General features: G+C 69.4%; 14 protein-coding genes. 11 read left to right on the forward strand and 3 right to left on the reverse strand.

Annotated elements, in window-relative coordinates:
- Window positions 1-15: 15 nt before the first annotated feature.
- A complete protein-coding gene (gene mazG, locus ACYQR9_RS16755) occupies window positions 16-846 on the reverse strand; it encodes a nucleoside triphosphate pyrophosphohydrolase (RefSeq protein WP_461227456.1) in 831 nt (276 codons plus the stop codon).
- 715 nt (window positions 847-1,561) lie between these two features.
- Here mazG and ACYQR9_RS16760 point away from each other — a divergent pair.
- Window positions 1,562-2,680 (forward strand): replication protein RepA, encoded by a 1,119-nt coding sequence (locus ACYQR9_RS16760; RefSeq protein WP_018043688.1) that lies wholly within the window; start codon window positions 1,562-1,564, stop codon window positions 2,678-2,680.
- A gap of 89 nt (window positions 2,681-2,769) precedes the next feature.
- The gene (locus ACYQR9_RS16765; protein ID WP_461227458.1) at window positions 2,770-3,240 is read left to right on the forward strand and encodes a winged helix-turn-helix domain-containing protein; all 471 of its coding nucleotides are present in this window, start codon (window positions 2,770-2,772) and stop codon (window positions 3,238-3,240) included.
- A gap of 3 nt (window positions 3,241-3,243) precedes the next feature.
- On the opposite strand, the gene ACYQR9_RS16770 is transcribed toward ACYQR9_RS16765, so the two are convergent.
- The gene (locus ACYQR9_RS16770) at window positions 3,244-3,942 is read right to left on the reverse strand and encodes a DJ-1/PfpI family protein (protein ID WP_461227460.1); all 699 of its coding nucleotides are present in this window, start codon (window positions 3,940-3,942) and stop codon (window positions 3,244-3,246) included.
- 83 nt (window positions 3,943-4,025) lie between these two features.
- On the opposite strand from ACYQR9_RS16770, the gene ACYQR9_RS16775 reads away from it, so the two are divergent.
- From ACYQR9_RS16775 to ACYQR9_RS16795, 5 genes are all read left to right on the forward strand, one after another.
- Complete coding sequence (locus ACYQR9_RS16775; protein WP_461227462.1) at window positions 4,026-5,039, forward strand: GlxA family transcriptional regulator; 1,014 nt, start codon at window positions 4,026-4,028, stop codon at window positions 5,037-5,039.
- A gap of 145 nt (window positions 5,040-5,184) precedes the next feature.
- Window positions 5,185-6,924, forward strand: a complete 1,740-nt coding sequence (locus tag ACYQR9_RS16780) for an ArnT family glycosyltransferase (RefSeq protein ID WP_461227464.1) — start codon at window positions 5,185-5,187, stop codon at window positions 6,922-6,924.
- Entirely contained in the window at window positions 6,921-7,664 is a 744-nt protein-coding gene (locus ACYQR9_RS16785; RefSeq protein ID WP_461223459.1) for a glycosyltransferase family 2 protein, read from the forward strand. The genes ACYQR9_RS16780 and ACYQR9_RS16785 overlap by 4 nt, the downstream gene beginning before the upstream one ends.
- An 86-nt stretch (window positions 7,665-7,750) precedes the next feature.
- On the forward strand, window positions 7,751-8,092 hold the full coding sequence (locus tag ACYQR9_RS16790; protein WP_056425711.1) for a lipid-A-disaccharide synthase N-terminal domain-containing protein: 342 nt from the start codon (window positions 7,751-7,753) through the stop codon (window positions 8,090-8,092).
- A gap of 10 nt (window positions 8,093-8,102) precedes the next feature.
- A complete protein-coding gene (locus ACYQR9_RS16795) occupies window positions 8,103-8,711 on the forward strand; it encodes a pyridoxamine 5'-phosphate oxidase family protein (protein WP_419952625.1) in 609 nt (202 codons plus the stop codon).
- 187 nt (window positions 8,712-8,898) lie between these two features.
- Here the strand turns inward: ACYQR9_RS16795 and metC are convergent, their stop codons facing one another.
- Window positions 8,899-10,086: a cystathionine beta-lyase gene (metC, locus tag ACYQR9_RS16800; protein ID WP_207411225.1), complete on the reverse strand. Its 1,188-nt coding sequence runs from the start codon at window positions 10,084-10,086 to the stop codon at window positions 8,899-8,901.
- A 379-nt stretch (window positions 10,087-10,465) separates the two neighbouring features.
- Between metC and ACYQR9_RS16805 the strand changes: the two genes are divergently transcribed.
- From ACYQR9_RS16805 to ACYQR9_RS16820, 4 genes are all read left to right on the forward strand, one after another.
- Window positions 10,466-10,753, forward strand: coding sequence for a GIY-YIG nuclease family protein (locus ACYQR9_RS16805; protein WP_461227467.1), 288 nt, complete (start codon window positions 10,466-10,468; stop codon window positions 10,751-10,753).
- Between the two features lie 240 nt (window positions 10,754-10,993).
- Entirely contained in the window at window positions 10,994-12,001 is a 1,008-nt protein-coding gene (locus ACYQR9_RS16810; RefSeq protein WP_461227468.1) for an amino acid ABC transporter substrate-binding protein, read from the forward strand.
- Between the two features lie 177 nt (window positions 12,002-12,178).
- Complete coding sequence (locus ACYQR9_RS16815) at window positions 12,179-13,339, forward strand: amino acid ABC transporter permease (RefSeq protein WP_461227470.1); 1,161 nt, start codon at window positions 12,179-12,181, stop codon at window positions 13,337-13,339.
- Between the two features lie 2 nt (window positions 13,340-13,341).
- Entirely contained in the window at window positions 13,342-14,475 is a 1,134-nt protein-coding gene (locus ACYQR9_RS16820) for an amino acid ABC transporter permease (protein WP_461227471.1), read from the forward strand.
- Window positions 14,476-14,486 lie beyond the last annotated feature (11 nt).

Genomic DNA, 14,486 nt, shown 5'->3' on the forward strand with positions numbered 1-14,486 from the left:
GAAGCCAGCCGGCGATCAGGCTTCCGAACGCTTCACCCGCTGCCAGGCCGCCTCCATGGCGGGAAGATCGGCCTCGTCCAGGCTTGCCCCATCCTCCGCGATCAAAGCCGCCATGGCGTGGAAGCGCCGCTCGAACTTGATATTCCCTCTTTTCAAGGAATATTCCGGGTCTATTCCGGAATGCCGGGCGAGATTCACCACCGCGAAGAGCAGGTCGCCGATCTCCTCGGCGAGGTGATCCGGGTCGTTCCGCCCGAGCGCGTCGGCGACCTCGTCCACCTCCTCGCGGATCTTGGCGACGACCGAGGCCGCGTCCGGCCAGTCGAATCCGTGCCGCGCCGCGTTGCGGCTGATCTTCTCGGCCCGGGTGAGGGCGGGCAGGGCCTTGGCGACGGAGCCGAGGAGGTCGCCCCCGGCGTGTTCGGACCGCCCCGTCTTCTCCGACCGTTCCGCCGCTTTCGCCGCATTCCAGTTGGCGTCGAGCTGCGCCTGGTTCAGGCGCTCGGGACCATCCGCCAGCAGCGACCCATCCGCCTCGAACACATGCGGATGCCGCCGGATCAGCTTGGCGCAGATCGTCCGGACCACATCGTCGAAGGCGAAGCTCCCGGCCTCCTCGGCGACCCGCGCCTGGAACACGACCTGAAGCAGGAGGTCGCCGAGTTCCCCCTGGAGATCGGCGAGATCGCCACGTTCGATGGCGTCCACCACCTCGTAGGCCTCCTCCAGCGTGTAGGGGGCGAGGCTGTCGAGGGTCTGGACCTGGTCCCAGGCGCAGCCCCGTTCGGGATCGCGCAGGGCCGCCATCAATCGCAGCAGGGTCTCGATCGGGGCTTCGGATGTCACGGGCTCACCATGCTGGGGAAAGTCAGGAAGGGGGAAGGGCGCAGGTCCGGGCTCGGCCACGGTTAGGCCAACCGGTGGCGTCCCCTCAAGCCGGTGTCGCAGGGGGGCACGATCCATCCTCGTCTGTGCCGAACCTGTGGACCGGGAGAGGAGGAATTCTGGAAATTCCAAGATATCGATCAAAAAACCGTGCCGTCCGGTAAAGCGAACGACCCACCGACCCCTTAGGAAAGATATCAGTAACCTCTTTTTAGAGAGTCAGTTCAGCAAGTTATATGGGACGGCGAATTCGCGTGGTCTCCCCGTAGGTTGAGACCCTTTCGCGTATCGAACTCTGCGCGGGTACGTATCGAACTCTGCGTGGCCCCGTATCGGATTCTGCGCTGTCGCGGCCCCGATCCGTATGCGATTCTGCGCCGATCCGTATGGAATTCTGCGGGGAGAACGAGGTTTGCCGGTGAAGTATGGGGATAGAACGGAATTCCGGCCCGTATCGAACTCTGCGTAGACCTCGGAAGGGCTGAGGGGCGGTCTCTTCCGGCGGCGGGATCGCCGCACGGGTGCGGCCCATCCCCCGGCTGCGGGGTTCCGTGGCCGAGCCCTTGGGCCGACTCCGTGGATTGTCGGGATAAGATCCGGCCCCGGCGACTCCTGGCCTCGGAATCGTGCGATGGCGGAAGTTCAGTGACCAGAGCCGCCGGTATCGATGACAGCCATGGGGATCGAGGAGAAGCTCGCCCAGATCCGTGATCCCGACCTCTTGGAGGAGGTCGAGGCCGGCCGCGGCAGCTTCCTGTTCGGAAGCATCGTCGAGCATATCCTCCATCGGCAGCGTGCCCGCGACGCCGAGTCGGCGAGCCTGCGCGAGGCCGCCGACATGCGCGGCGCCATGCCCCGCGACCGGCGCCGGCGCGACATGGTGCGCGAGGTCATCGAGAACGAACCGACCCTGCCGGAGAACCTGCAGCACATCCACAGCGTGCTGGCCCTGTGCGGCCTGCCCTATCGCGATCCGGGCGATGCCCGCGAGTTCTTCCGGGAATACGGCCGCAATTCCCTCAGCCTGCTGGCCGGCCGCCTCAAGAACCCGGTCAATGGCGAGATGGAATTCCAGGGCCTGCCCTACGGCCCCAAGGCCCGCCTCGTCCTGCTGCATCTCTGCACCGAGGCGGTGCGCCAGCGCAGCCCCACCATCACGGTGGCGGACAGCCTGTCGGGCTTCATGAAGGAGATGGGATTTTCCGTCACCGGCGGCGAGCGCGGCACGATCCGGCAGTTCAAGGAACAGCTCAACCGGCTCGCCGCCTGTACCCTGCAGATCGGCCTCTGGGACGGCAGCGACAAGGCCAGCACCCTCAACGTGCCGCCCTTCCGCCAGCTCGACCTCTGGCTCTCGCACGGATCGGGGGAGGGTCAGGTCTGGTCGAAGACCGTGCAGTTCCACCAGGATTTCTACGACAACCTGATCCAGCACGCCCTGCCGGTCGATATCCGCGCGGCCCGCGCCTTCGCCGGCTCGGCCCGCAAGCTCGATCTCCTGTTCTGGCTCGGCTACCGCCTGCGCGTCCTGCAGCGCCCGCTGCGGCTGACCTGGGCCAACCTGCACAGCCAGTTCGGTGCCGACAATGCCAGCATCCGCAGCTTCCGGCAGGCCTTCAAGGCCGATCTCGCCCATATGCAGGAGGTCTTCCCGAAACTGCCCGTCTCCCTCGACGAGGCCGGCATGATGCTCCAGCCCGCCCATCCGAGCGCCCTGCTGGTGCCGCCCAGGCTCGGCGGGGCGAAGGCGGGCGCATCCAAGGCCGGTGCGGCACGGCGCGCCCTCGCGGGCTGAGACATCTTCCGAATATCCGAGAGGAATATTCCATACCGGCACGCCTTCTGCTAGATATTCCGTAATTGGAATATTCCAGAGGTACCACCATGTTCCTGACGGAAGCCGAGGCCGAGGCGCGCCTCTCCGACCTCTATCGCGAGCGGGCCCGGATCGAGCGGGCCATCGCCGATTTCACGCTCTTCCTCGATATCGGCCGCCGGATATCCGGGCCCGGCGGAGGGGCGGGGGACGGGCGGCGCGATCCGGCCCCGGTCGCCCCGCCGCCGGATTCGGCAAGCGAGGAGCCTGCGGGCGAATCCGGCGGCGACCGGTCGCAGGCCCGGCGCGAGGGCCGTCTCCTCATGGAGGCCGCCTCCGAGATCCTCGAGGAGGCGGGCCGGCCTCTCCACGCCGCCGAGATCCTGGAGGGCCTGACCCTGCGCGGCCTGTCGGTCCCCGGCATCGACCCGGTGGCGGCCCTCAACACCCGGCTGTGGAAGCGCTCGGGGCCCGACGGTCCGTTCCAGCGCCTCGGCGAGGCGGTCTATGCCCTCGCCGCCGGGCCCGATGACGCATGAGGCTCAGAACCCCCCGTTCCCGGTGATCCCCGCGATGATCGTTTCGCGGGCGGCGCGCGAGGCGGCGAATCGTGCGCGGGCAGCCGCGACCACCTCAGGCGAGGCCGTGCCGGGATGGCCCGCCGAGAAGGGCGGGGCCGGCGCGTATTCGAGGGCCAGCTGGATCGTCTCGGCTTCCGTCCGGCCCGCGAGCTCGGCCACCGCCGCGAGGGCGAAATCGAGGCCGGCGGTGACGCCGCCCCCGGTGATGATCCGTCCGTCGCGCACGATCCGCTCGTCGACCGGGATCGCCCCGAAGGCCGCCAAGAGGTCGAGGGCGCCCCAATGGGTGGTCGCGCGCTTCCCCCGCAGCAGGCCCGCCGCCCCGAGGATGAGGGCGCCGGTGCAGACCGAGGTGACCAGGATCGGCCGCTCGGCTTGGGCGCGCACGAAATCGAGCACAGGCGCGTGCGTCATCAGGGCGTTCACGCCGATCCCGCCCGGAATGCAGAGGAGGTCGAGGGGCGGGCAGGCGGCGAGATCCGTCGTGGGCGTCAGCGGCAACCCGGTGGCGCTGACCACGGTGGCGCGGTCGAGCCCGACGAGATGGACGCGCGCCCCCGGCAGCGAGGCGAAGACCTCGTAGGGTGCGGTGAGGTCGAGCTGCTGCACGCCCTCGAAGGTCAGGAGGCCGATCTCGAAGCGGATCTCGGTCTGGGGCATGGCAAGGGTCTCCGGGAGGGGGCGGCAACGGAAGGGCCGCGACTGGACAGATCCGACGGTACCGGCGCAGGCTGCCGGCCGACATGACCAAAAACCCTCGTATCCTGCCAAACCACCCCCTGCGGGAGCCACCACTCGCCGTGGCAATCCTGGCCTATCCGGGGGTGCAGCTCCTCGATGTGGCCGGTCCGCTCCAGGTCTTTGCCACCGCCAACGACCTTTTCGTCGACGCCGGACGGCCATCCCCTTATCGGGTCAGCGTCGTCGCCGAGCGTGCCGGCTCCGTCGTCACCTCCTCGGGTCTCGCACTGACCGCCGAGGGTCTGGTTCCGGATTCCGGCTCCATCGACACGCTGATCGTCGCCGGCGGGCGAGGGGTTCATGCCCATCTCGACAATCCCGGCCTGGTCTCCTGGCTGTCCGGCCGGGCCGCCCGGTCGCGTCGCGTCGCCTCGGTCTGCACCGGGGCCTTCCTCCTCGGGGCGGCGGGCCTCCTCGACGGCCGCCGCGTGGTAACCCACTGGACCCGCTGCGATGCCCTGCGGGCCCTCTATCCGGCGGCGAGGGTCGAGGCCGACCCGATCTTCATCCGCGACGGCGCGCTCTGGACCTCGGCCGGGGTCACCGCGGGCATCGATCTCGCGCTGGCCCTGGTGGAGGCCGATCTCGGGCGGGAGACGTCCCTGGCCGTGGCGCGTCACCTCGTCGTGTTCCTCAAGCGGCCCGGCGGGCAGGCCCAGTTCAGCGCGGCCCTTTCGCTTCAGGGCGGCGACGACCGGTTCGGCCGCCTCCATGCCTGGATCGGCGAGAACCTCGCCGCCGATCTGACGATCCCCGCTTTGGCCGACCGGGCCGGGATGAGCCCGCGCAGTTTCGCCCGGCATTACCGCGCCGCGACGGGCCGCAGCCCGGCCGAGGCGATCGAGGGCATCCGTTTCGAGGCCGCTCGCCGGCTGCTGGAGGAGACCGACCTGCCGCTGAAGCGCATCGCCGAACGCTGTGGCCTTCGTGCCGAGGAAACCCTGCGCCGGGTCTTCCTGCGCCGGATCGCGACGACGCCCGGCGATTACCGCCGTCGTTTCGCTGCTTTTGCGTGATCCTGGCAGCACTCCTCCGATGCGGGCGAATTTGACTTTCCCGGCCGCATCATCGACACCGCCGCCCGTCGCGGCATCGACCGATCGTCAAGGGCTGCCCGTCGGCCCGGAGCCGCCCCATGTCCGCCCCACCGCGTCCCGTCTCATGAGAACCGCCGATGCCGGACATGCCGTCCCGCCCGGCGATGGAGCGGGCTTCCTCGACAGGCTGATCGAGGCGGCCTCGGCGAGCCATGCCCGCGCCTGCGCCCTGCTCCTGGCTCTCTGCCTCGTCTGTTTCCTGCCGGGCTTCGTCTCGCTCCAGCCGATGGACCGCGACGAGCCGCGCTTCGCCCAGGCCTCGAAGCAGATGATCGAGACCGGCGACATCGTCGACATCCGCTTCCAGGGCGAGGCGCGCCACAAGAAGCCGGTGGGGATCTACTGGGTGCAGGCCACGGTGGTGAAGGGGGCCGAGGCCCTGGGGGTCGACCGGGCCCGCACCACCATCGCGCTCTACCGCGTGCCCTCGCTGATCGGTGCGCTGTTGGCGAGCCTGTTCACCTATTGGGCGGCCCTCGCCTTCCTGCCGCGCCGGGGCGCGCTCGTCGCCGCCGCCCTGTTCTCGGCCTGCATCATGATCTCGGCGGAGGCGCGCCTCGCCAAGACGGACGCCCTCCTCACCGCCTGCTCGGTCGCCGCGATGGGCGCGCTGGCGCGGGTCTGGCTCGGCCGGATCACGCCCGGACGGACGCGGGGCCGGCCCGATCTCACGACCGTGCTGGTGTTCTGGCTGGCCATGGCGATCGGCATCCTGATCAAGGGGCCGATGGTGCCGCTCTTCGTCGGGCTCGCCGCGTTCGCGCTGTCGCTGAAGGAGCGGTCCGGCCGCTGGCTCATGGACCTGCGTCCCGGCCTCGGCCTCGGGCTGACCCTGGCCATCGTCGCCCCCTGGTTCGTCGCCATCGCGTGGAAGAGCGGCGGCGCGTTCTTCGGCGAGGCGGTGGGTCGCGACATGCTCGGCAAGGTGGGGGGAGCCGCCGAGAAGCACGGCGCGCCGCCCGGCACCTATCTGGCGGTGTTCTTCGCCACCTTCTGGCCGGGGGCCGCCTTCGCGGCGCTGAGCGCGCCCTTCGCCTTCGCCAATCGGCGCAACGATGCGATCGCGTTCCTCCTCGCCTGGATCGTGCCTGCCTGGATCCTGTTCGAGGCCGTGCCGACCAAGCTGCCGCATTACGTCCTGCCGCTGATGCCGGCCGTGGCGATCCTCACCCTCCTGGCCGTGGGGCGCGGCGCCCTCGATCCGGGCCGGCGGGGAGCCAGGGCCGTGGCCGCCCTGGTGGTGCTGATCCCGGTCGGCCTGACCCTCGGCCTCGTCGGCGTGGCCTGGACCTTCGACCACGTGATCCCCGTCGCCGGGCTGCCGCTGCTGCTGGCCTCCTGCGCCGCCGCGATCCTCGCTGTCGTGCTGTTCGCCCGCCGCCTGCCCGAACGGGCGCTGGCCTGCGCCATCCTGGCCTCGGCCCTGCTCTCGCCGGCGGTGTTCGGCCTGACCCAGCCGGTGCTCGCGGCGCTGAAGGTCTCGCCGCGCCTCGCCGCCCTCCGCGACGGGCTGCCCTGCGCCGCCCCGAAGGTCGCCAGCCTCGGCTACCGCGAGCCGAGCCTCGTCTTCCTCATCGGGACGGACCTCGCCATGCTGAATACCGGGGCCGAGGCGGCGGAGTTCCTGGCAGGGGGCGGCTGCCGCCTCGTCTTCGTCACCGAGCCGTTCCTGGACGAGTTCCGGCGGGCGGAGACACGCGCTAAGGATACCCCCGTCAAGGCTGCCCCGGTCGGCCGGGTCTCCGGCTTCAACATCAACAGCGGCCGGCGGATCGACCTCTCGGCCTATGCGGTGACCCCGTGACCCAAACCGACACAGCCCCCTCCACCCGCCTGTCCATCGTCGTCCCGGTGAAGAACGAGGCCGGCAATGTCGAGAGCCTCGTCACCGAGATCGAGCGCGCCTGCTCGGCCCTGGTCCCGTTCGAGGTGATCTATGTCGATGACGGCTCCACCGACTCCACCGGGGCGGTCCTTGGCGATCTGCGCCGTACCCGGCCCTGGCTGCGCGTGGTCCGCCATGCCCGCAGCGGCGGGCAATCGGCCGCGATCCGCAGCGGCGTCGCCGTGGCGCGGGGCGCCCTCATCGCCACCCTCGATGGCGACGGCCAGAACGATCCGGCCTTCATCCCCGCCCTGGTGGCAGCGTTGGAGGAGGGCGGCCGGAGCACGGGCCTGGCCCAGGGCCAGCGCGTCGGCCGCAAGGACGGGCGTCTGAAGACCCTCCAATCGCGCATCGCCAACGGCGTGCGCGGCCGCATCCTCAAGGACGACACCCGCGATACCGGCTGCGGCATGAAGGTGTTCCGGCGCGAGGTCTACCGGGCGCTGCCCTATTTCGATGCGCTGCACCGCTTCATGCCGGCCCTCGTCGCCCGCGAGGGCTACCGCGTGGTCCATGCCGACGTGGTCGACCGGCCGCGCTTCACCGGGCGTTCCAATTACGGCCTGTTCGACCGGCTCTGGGTGGGCCTCCTCGATCTCGCGGGGGTGTGGTGGCTGATCCGCCGCAAGCGGCCCTCGCCCGAGGCGGTGGAGATCTAGACCTTTGTCGTGCCACGCTCTTTTTCGCCGAACCGGCATCACTTCGGCGCAGGGCGCTCTCGTGACCGGTGGGGAGGCCTGAACCCATGCTGATGCAGCTTTCGGAAGACCTGAGCGGCTACGCCTACGACATCTTCGTCACCAAGTTCGACGGCTGGCTGGTCTTCGGCATCCTAGCCCAAGTGGTGTTCGGCGCCCGCTTCATCCTGCAATGGCTGGCGAGCGAGAAGGCCGGCCGCAGCGTCATGCCGCTCTCGTTCTGGTTCCTCTCCATCGCGGGCGGGCTGATGACCCTGGTCTACGGGCTGGTGCGGCGCGAGCCGGTCATCATCTTCGGACAGGCCCTCTCGACGGGCATCTATCTCCGCAACGTCGCGCTGATCCTGAAGGAAAAGCGCCGGAAGTCCGGGGCGGATCCCGTTCCGTGACGTTCTCGGCATGACTCCCCCGACGATTCCGCTGCCGGATTTCTTCGACGATCTCGACGCCAGCCTGGCCCATCTCTGGCAGCTTCTGGAGGACGGGCCGAGGCTGCGCCGCAACGCCTTCCACATGCCCGCCCTCGCCACGGTGGATGCCGACGGCTGCCCGCAGGTCCGCACCATCGTCCTGCGCGAGGCCGAGCGCAGGACCGGGATCCTGCGCTTCCATTGCGACCGCCGGTCCCGCAAGGCCGCCGAGATCGCCGCCTCTGGCCGGGCCGCGCTGCACGGCTACGATTCGGCGAGCAAGGTCCAGATCCGGGTCTCGGGCCCGGCCACGCTCCATACCGACGATGCCCTGGCGGATGCCGCCTGGGACGGATCGATGGCGATGAGCCGGGTCTGCTATGGCGTGGCGCCGGGGCCCGGCACCGAACTCGCCTCGGGCGAGGGCTATTCCCTGCCGGAGACCGACGCGGCCATCGCCGCCGGCCGGCCGAATTTCTGCGCGGTTCAGGTGAGTGCCACCCGGCTCGAATTCCTGTTCCTCGACCGGCGGGGACACCGGCGCGCCGCCTGGAAGCGGGACGGCGACGGCTGGGCGGGGACCTGGCTGGCGCCGTGAAAGACCCTTTTTCTGTTTTGGAAAACCCCCTCACGATCGTCATCCGCCGTCATTCCGGGGCCGCGTAGCGGAGCCCGGAATCCAGAAGCGACGACAGCGCAAGGCGATGCACCGGCAGCGGCTCTGGATCCCGGGCTCGCCTTTGGCGACCCGGGATGACGGTGCGCCGTGTCTTACGAAGAGCGCCTCACATCGCGGCGCGTAACCGCGAAAACCCGGCATCGAGATCGGCCTGCAAATCCGAAATCTCCTCGAGGCCGATATGGAAGCGCAAGCCCGGTCCGCCCGGTTCCCAGCGCGTGGCGGTGCGGTAGGTCCGGCAATCGAACGGGATGACGAGGCTCTCGAAGCCGCCCCAGGAAAAGCCCATCCCGAACAATTCGAGCCCGTCGAGCATCGCCGCCACGGCGTTCGCCGGAGCCGGTTTGAGGACCACTCCGAACAGGCCGGACGACCCGGAGAAGTCCCGCTTCCAGATGGCGTGGCCGGGATCCTCCGGCAGGGCCGGATGGAGCACCCGCAGCACTTCCGGCCGCGCCTGCAGCCAGCGCGCCATGGCGAGGCCCTGGCGCTCGTGCTCGCGCAGGCGCAGGTTCATGGTGCGCAGGCCGCGCAGCGCCAGGAACGCGTCCTCCGGCCCGGCGCACATGGCGAAATGCTCGAAGGTGCGGTGGAGCGCCGGCCAGTATCGCTCGTTGGCCGAGGTGAGGCCGAGGAGCAGGTCCGAGCCGCCGCTGAGATATTTGGTCCCCGCCTCCACGGCGATGTCGACGCCCCGCTCATGCGGCGGGAAGAACAGCGGCGTCGCCCAGGTATTGTCCATGATGACGGCGGCGCCATGCGCATGGGCGACCTCCGCGATGGCCGGCACGTCCTGCATCTCGAAGCTCTGCGAGCCCGGCGCCTCCACCAAAACCGCCTTGGTGTTCGTTTGCATCAGAGCGCCGATGCCGGCGCCGACGAGGGGATCGTAATAGGTCACCTCCACGCCGAAGCGCTTCAGCACCCCGTCGCAGAAGATGCGGGTGGGGCGGTAGGCACTGTCGGTGACGAGGAGATGGTCGCCCGCGCTCACCACGCTCATCAGGGCGACCGTGAGGGCGGCCAGGCCCGAGGGCGTCAGCACCGTGCCCGCCGCCCCGGCGAGCTCGCTCCAGGCCTGGGTGAGCGAATCCATCGTCGGCGAGCCGCTGGTGCCGTAATCGTAGCGCCCGCGCCGGTGCTGCAGGTCGTCATAGGTCGGGAACAGCACCGTCGAGCCGCGATAGATCGGCGTGTTGACGAAGCCATGCTGCGCGGACGGATCGCGCCCCGCATGGACGAGGCGTGTGGCCGGGCCGAAACGGGCGGGATCGCGGGGAGGGGTGTTCGACATGGAAACCCGTATGCGGGGAGGGCGGTTGCGCCGCAACCTCAGCCTCGCGGGAGACGACGCGTCAACCTCGCGCTGCCTAAGCCCACCGTCATTCCGGGTCGCCGAAGGCGAGCCCGGAATCCAGAGTCGCGACGGATGTTGGAATCAGCGCTGACGCGGCCGCATGATCGCGATCCATCCTCGCAATGTATGTGCGTCTAGATCCCGGGCTCCGCTGTGCGGCCCCGGGATGACGGTGCGGATGTCATGCCCTACCCCGTCATTCCGGGTCGCCCGAGGCGAGCCCGGAATCCACGGCCGAGACGGATGGCAGAATCAGCGCTGACTCAGCCGCACGTTCGATCCATCGTGGAACCGTCCATTCGCCTCGATGCGGCTCATGTCCTTTGCTGTCTACATGCTCGCCAGCGGCCGTCACGGCACGCTGTATATCGGCGTCACGAACAATCTCGCGCGCCGCCTGCACGAGCACAAGACGAAGCGGCAACCCGGTTTCACCGCGCGCTACAATATCGATCGCCTCGTCTGGTACGAGAGCTACGATCGGGTCGTGGAGGCGATCCAGCGCGAGAAATCGCTCAAGACCTGGCGGCGTGATTGGAAGATCCGGTTGATCGAGGAGGTCAACCCGGATTGGTCCGATCTGACGGCGAGTTTAGCTCTCTGACGTAACGTGCGGCCAGCAGTACGGATGTCATGACTCACTCCGTCATTCCGGGTCGCCGAAGGCGAGCCCGGAATCCAGAGCCGCGACGGATGTTGGAATTGGCACTGCCTCGGCCGCATGATCGCGATCCATCCTCGCAATGTATGTGCGTCTGGATCCCGGGCTCCGCTATGCGGCCCCGGGATGACGATGGTGAGGGCGGCGGCTTGACCGCGGCGGCCGATCCTCTGCAATGCGCGGATGCGACTGGTCTCGATCCCGCTCCTCGCCATCCTCACCGCGTCTCCTTCCCTCGCCCAAGGCACCCTCGCTCAGGTCAAGGCGCGGGGGCATCTCGTCTGCGGCGTCAGCGGCGGGGTCGCGGGGTTCAGCATTCCGGACAGCCAGGGCCAGTGGCGCGGGCTCGACGTGGATTTCTGCCGGGCGCTGGCGGCGGCGATCTTCGACGATCCGGCCAAGGTGCGGTTCATCCCGCAATCCTCGGCCGCGCGCTTCACCGCCCTGCAATCGGGCGAGATCGACGTCCTGTCGCGCAACACCACCTGGACCCTGTCGCGCGACACCGCCGCCATGAACTTCCCGGTCATCACCTTCTATGACGGGCAGGGGTTCCTGGTGCGAAAGTCCCTCGCCATCACGTCGGTGAAACAGCTCGACCGGGCGACGATCTGCCTGCAGCAGGGCACCACCACCGAGCTCAACCTCGCCGATTGGTTCCGCACGCGGGGCCTGACCTACAAGGTCGTCACCTTCGCCAATAGCGAGCAGACGCTGGGCGCCTACGAATCCGGCCGCTGCGACGCCTATTCCACCGACAAATCCTCCCTCTACGGCGAGCGCCTGAAGACGGCGCATCCGGACGAGCACGTCATCCTCGACGAGGCGATCTCGAAGGAGCCGTTCGCCCCCGGCGTACGCCAGGGCGACGACCAATGGCGCGATCTCGTCGCCTGGACCCATTACGCCATGATCGACGCCGAGGAGGCGGGGATCGCCCAGGCCAATGTCGAGGAGATGCGCCGATCGGCGCTCAGCCCCGACGCGAAGCGCATCCTCGGCCTCGAGGGCAAATACGGCGAGGGCCTCGGCCTCACCACCGACTGGGCCTACCGGATCGTCCGCCATGTGGGCAATTACGGCGATTCCTTCGAGCGCAATGTCGGCGCGCAGACACCGCTGAAGATCCCGCGCGGCCTGAACGCCCTGTGGAACCAGGGCGGTCTGCAATACGGGCCTCCGATCCGGTGAGGGGCGTGTGGGAGCAAGACCCTCCCCCCTTCGCGGGGGAGGGTGCCCGCGGAGCGGGCGGGAGAGGGGCCGGCACAGGTCTTTCCGGAGAGGGCGCTCCCCTCACCCGACCTTCGCTGACGCGAAGGCCACCCTCTCCCGCAGGGGGGAGAGGGGTTGCGCGTGGAGGATGCCGTCATGGCTGAATCCCGAAAGACCTCCCTGCGTGCCCTCGCGCTCCAGATCGTCCTGGCGCTCGCCGTCGCCGGCCTCGTCTATCTCGCTGCCGGCAATGCCGCGCAGAAGCTCGCCAAACAGGGCATCGTCGCCGGGTTCGGCTTCCTGTCGCGCAATGCCGGGTTCGACATCGGCCAGCGGCTGATCCCCTACGCGGCGGCGACCTCGACCTATCTCGATGCGTTCTTCGTCGGGCTCTGCAACACGCTGCTGGCCGCGGCGCTGGGCATCGTGCTCGCCACGCTGATCGGCTTCGTGGTGGGCATCGCCCGGCTGTCGCCGAACCTCCTCGCGCGCGGGCTGGCCTCCGCCTATGTGGAGGCAATCCGCAACGTGCCGCTGCTGCTGCAGCTCCTCGTCTGGTACGTGGCCGTGCGGGTGGCCCTGCCCTCGGCCGAGGCTCCTGCGAGCCTGGGGGGCGCCTTCGTCTCGCAGCGTGGTCTCGTTCTGCCGAGCCCCGAATTCTCAGGCGCCGCCTGGCTGGTGCCGATCGCTTTCCTCGCCGGCATTGCCGCCCTGTCGCACCTGCGACGGCGGGCGCGCCGCGCAGCCGAGACCGGCCTGCCTCCGGTCCGGGTCTGGCTGCCGGGGTTGGCCCTCACGATCCTCCTGCCGGGTCTCGCCTGGATCGGGCTGGCGCTGGCCGGCCATCCGGTCGCGGTCGATTGGCCGGCGCGCGGCCCCTACGATGTCGAGGGCGGGTTACCGATCCTGCCGGAATTCGCCGCCCTGGTGCTCGGGCTCTCCACCTATACCGCCGCCTTCATCGCCGAGATCGTGCGGGCCGGCCTCTCCAGCGTGGCGCGGGGGCAGGGGGAGGCGGCCTCCGCCCTGGGGCTGAGCCGGGGCCAGAGCTTGCGTCTCGTGGTGGTCCCGCAGGCGATGCGGGCGATCGTGCCGCCGCTCACCAGCCAGTATCTCAACGTCACCAAGAACTCGTCGCTGGCGGTGCTGATCGGCTATCCCGACCTCGTCCACGTCTTCATGGGCACCGTGCTCAACCAGACCAACCAGGCGGTGGAGGTGGTGGCGATCACCATGGCGGTCTACCTCACGCTCAGCCTCGCCACGGCCTTCCTGATGAACCTCTACAATCGCCGCGTGACCAGGGTGGAGCGCTGAGGATGGAGCGATTCGTCCGCGCCGATCTCGTCGCCTCGCGCCCGCCGCCCGCCACCGTCGGCGGACCGCTGGGCTGGCTGCGCCGGAACCTGTTCTCGAGTCTCGGCAATGGGCTCACCACCCTGGCGATCCTGGGATTGCTCGCCTGGCTGCTGCCCATCGCGATCCGCTTCCTCGTCATCGATGCGGTCTGGACCGGGGCGTCGGGCGATGCCTGCCGGCCGGAAGTGGCGGGGCGGCCAGTCGGGGCCTGCTGGGCCTTCATCGCCGACAAGATCAACTACCTCGCCTATGGCTCCTACCCCGCCGCCGAGCGCTGGCGCCCGAACTTCGCCGTCGCGCTGCTGGCCTTCGCCGCCGGATGGATGCTCTGGCTCGGGGCGCCCCGGCGCAATCTCGGCGCGCTCTTCGCCTTCCTGGTCTTCCCGGTCCTGGCCTACCTGCTCCTCTCCGGCGCACCGTCCCTCGGGCTGAAGACCGTCGCGACGGGCCTGTGGGGCGGCTTCCTCGTCACCGTGGTGGTGGCCACGGTGGGAATCGTCGTCTCCCTGCCGCTCGGCATCCTGCTGGCGCTGGGGCGGCGCTCGACCATGCCGGTGGTGCGCGTGCTCTCCACCGCCTTCATCGAGTTCTGGCGCGGCGTGCCGCTGATCACGGTGCTGTTCATGGCCAACGTGATGCTGCCGCTGTTCTTGCCCGGCGACATCACCGTGGACCGCCTGCTGCGGCCCCTCGTCGGCATCGCGCTCTTCGCCTCCGCCTACATGGCCGAGGTGGTGCGCGGCGGGCTGCAGACCGTGCCGAAGGGGCAGGCCGAAGCGGCGGCGGCGCTCGGCCTCGGCCGGGGCCAGGCGCTGCGCCTCGTCATCCTGCCCCAGGCGCTGAAGGTGGCTCTGCCCGGCATCGTCAACACGATGATCGGCCTGTTCAAGGACACGACCCTGGTCTCCATCGTCGGCATCAGCGATTTCATTCGCGTGCTGGAAGCCTCCCGCGCCGATCCGCGCTGGTCGGCCGCCACCATCCCGGCCACCGCCTACATCTTCGCCGCCCTCGTCTATTTCGCCGTCTGCTTCGGCATGGCGCGCTATGCCGGATTCATCGAGCGCCGCCTCGCGGCGGGGGACAGGCGATGACGGTGAAAGCC

The sequence above is a fragment of the Methylobacterium sp. CM6241 genome (assembly GCF_054817845.1).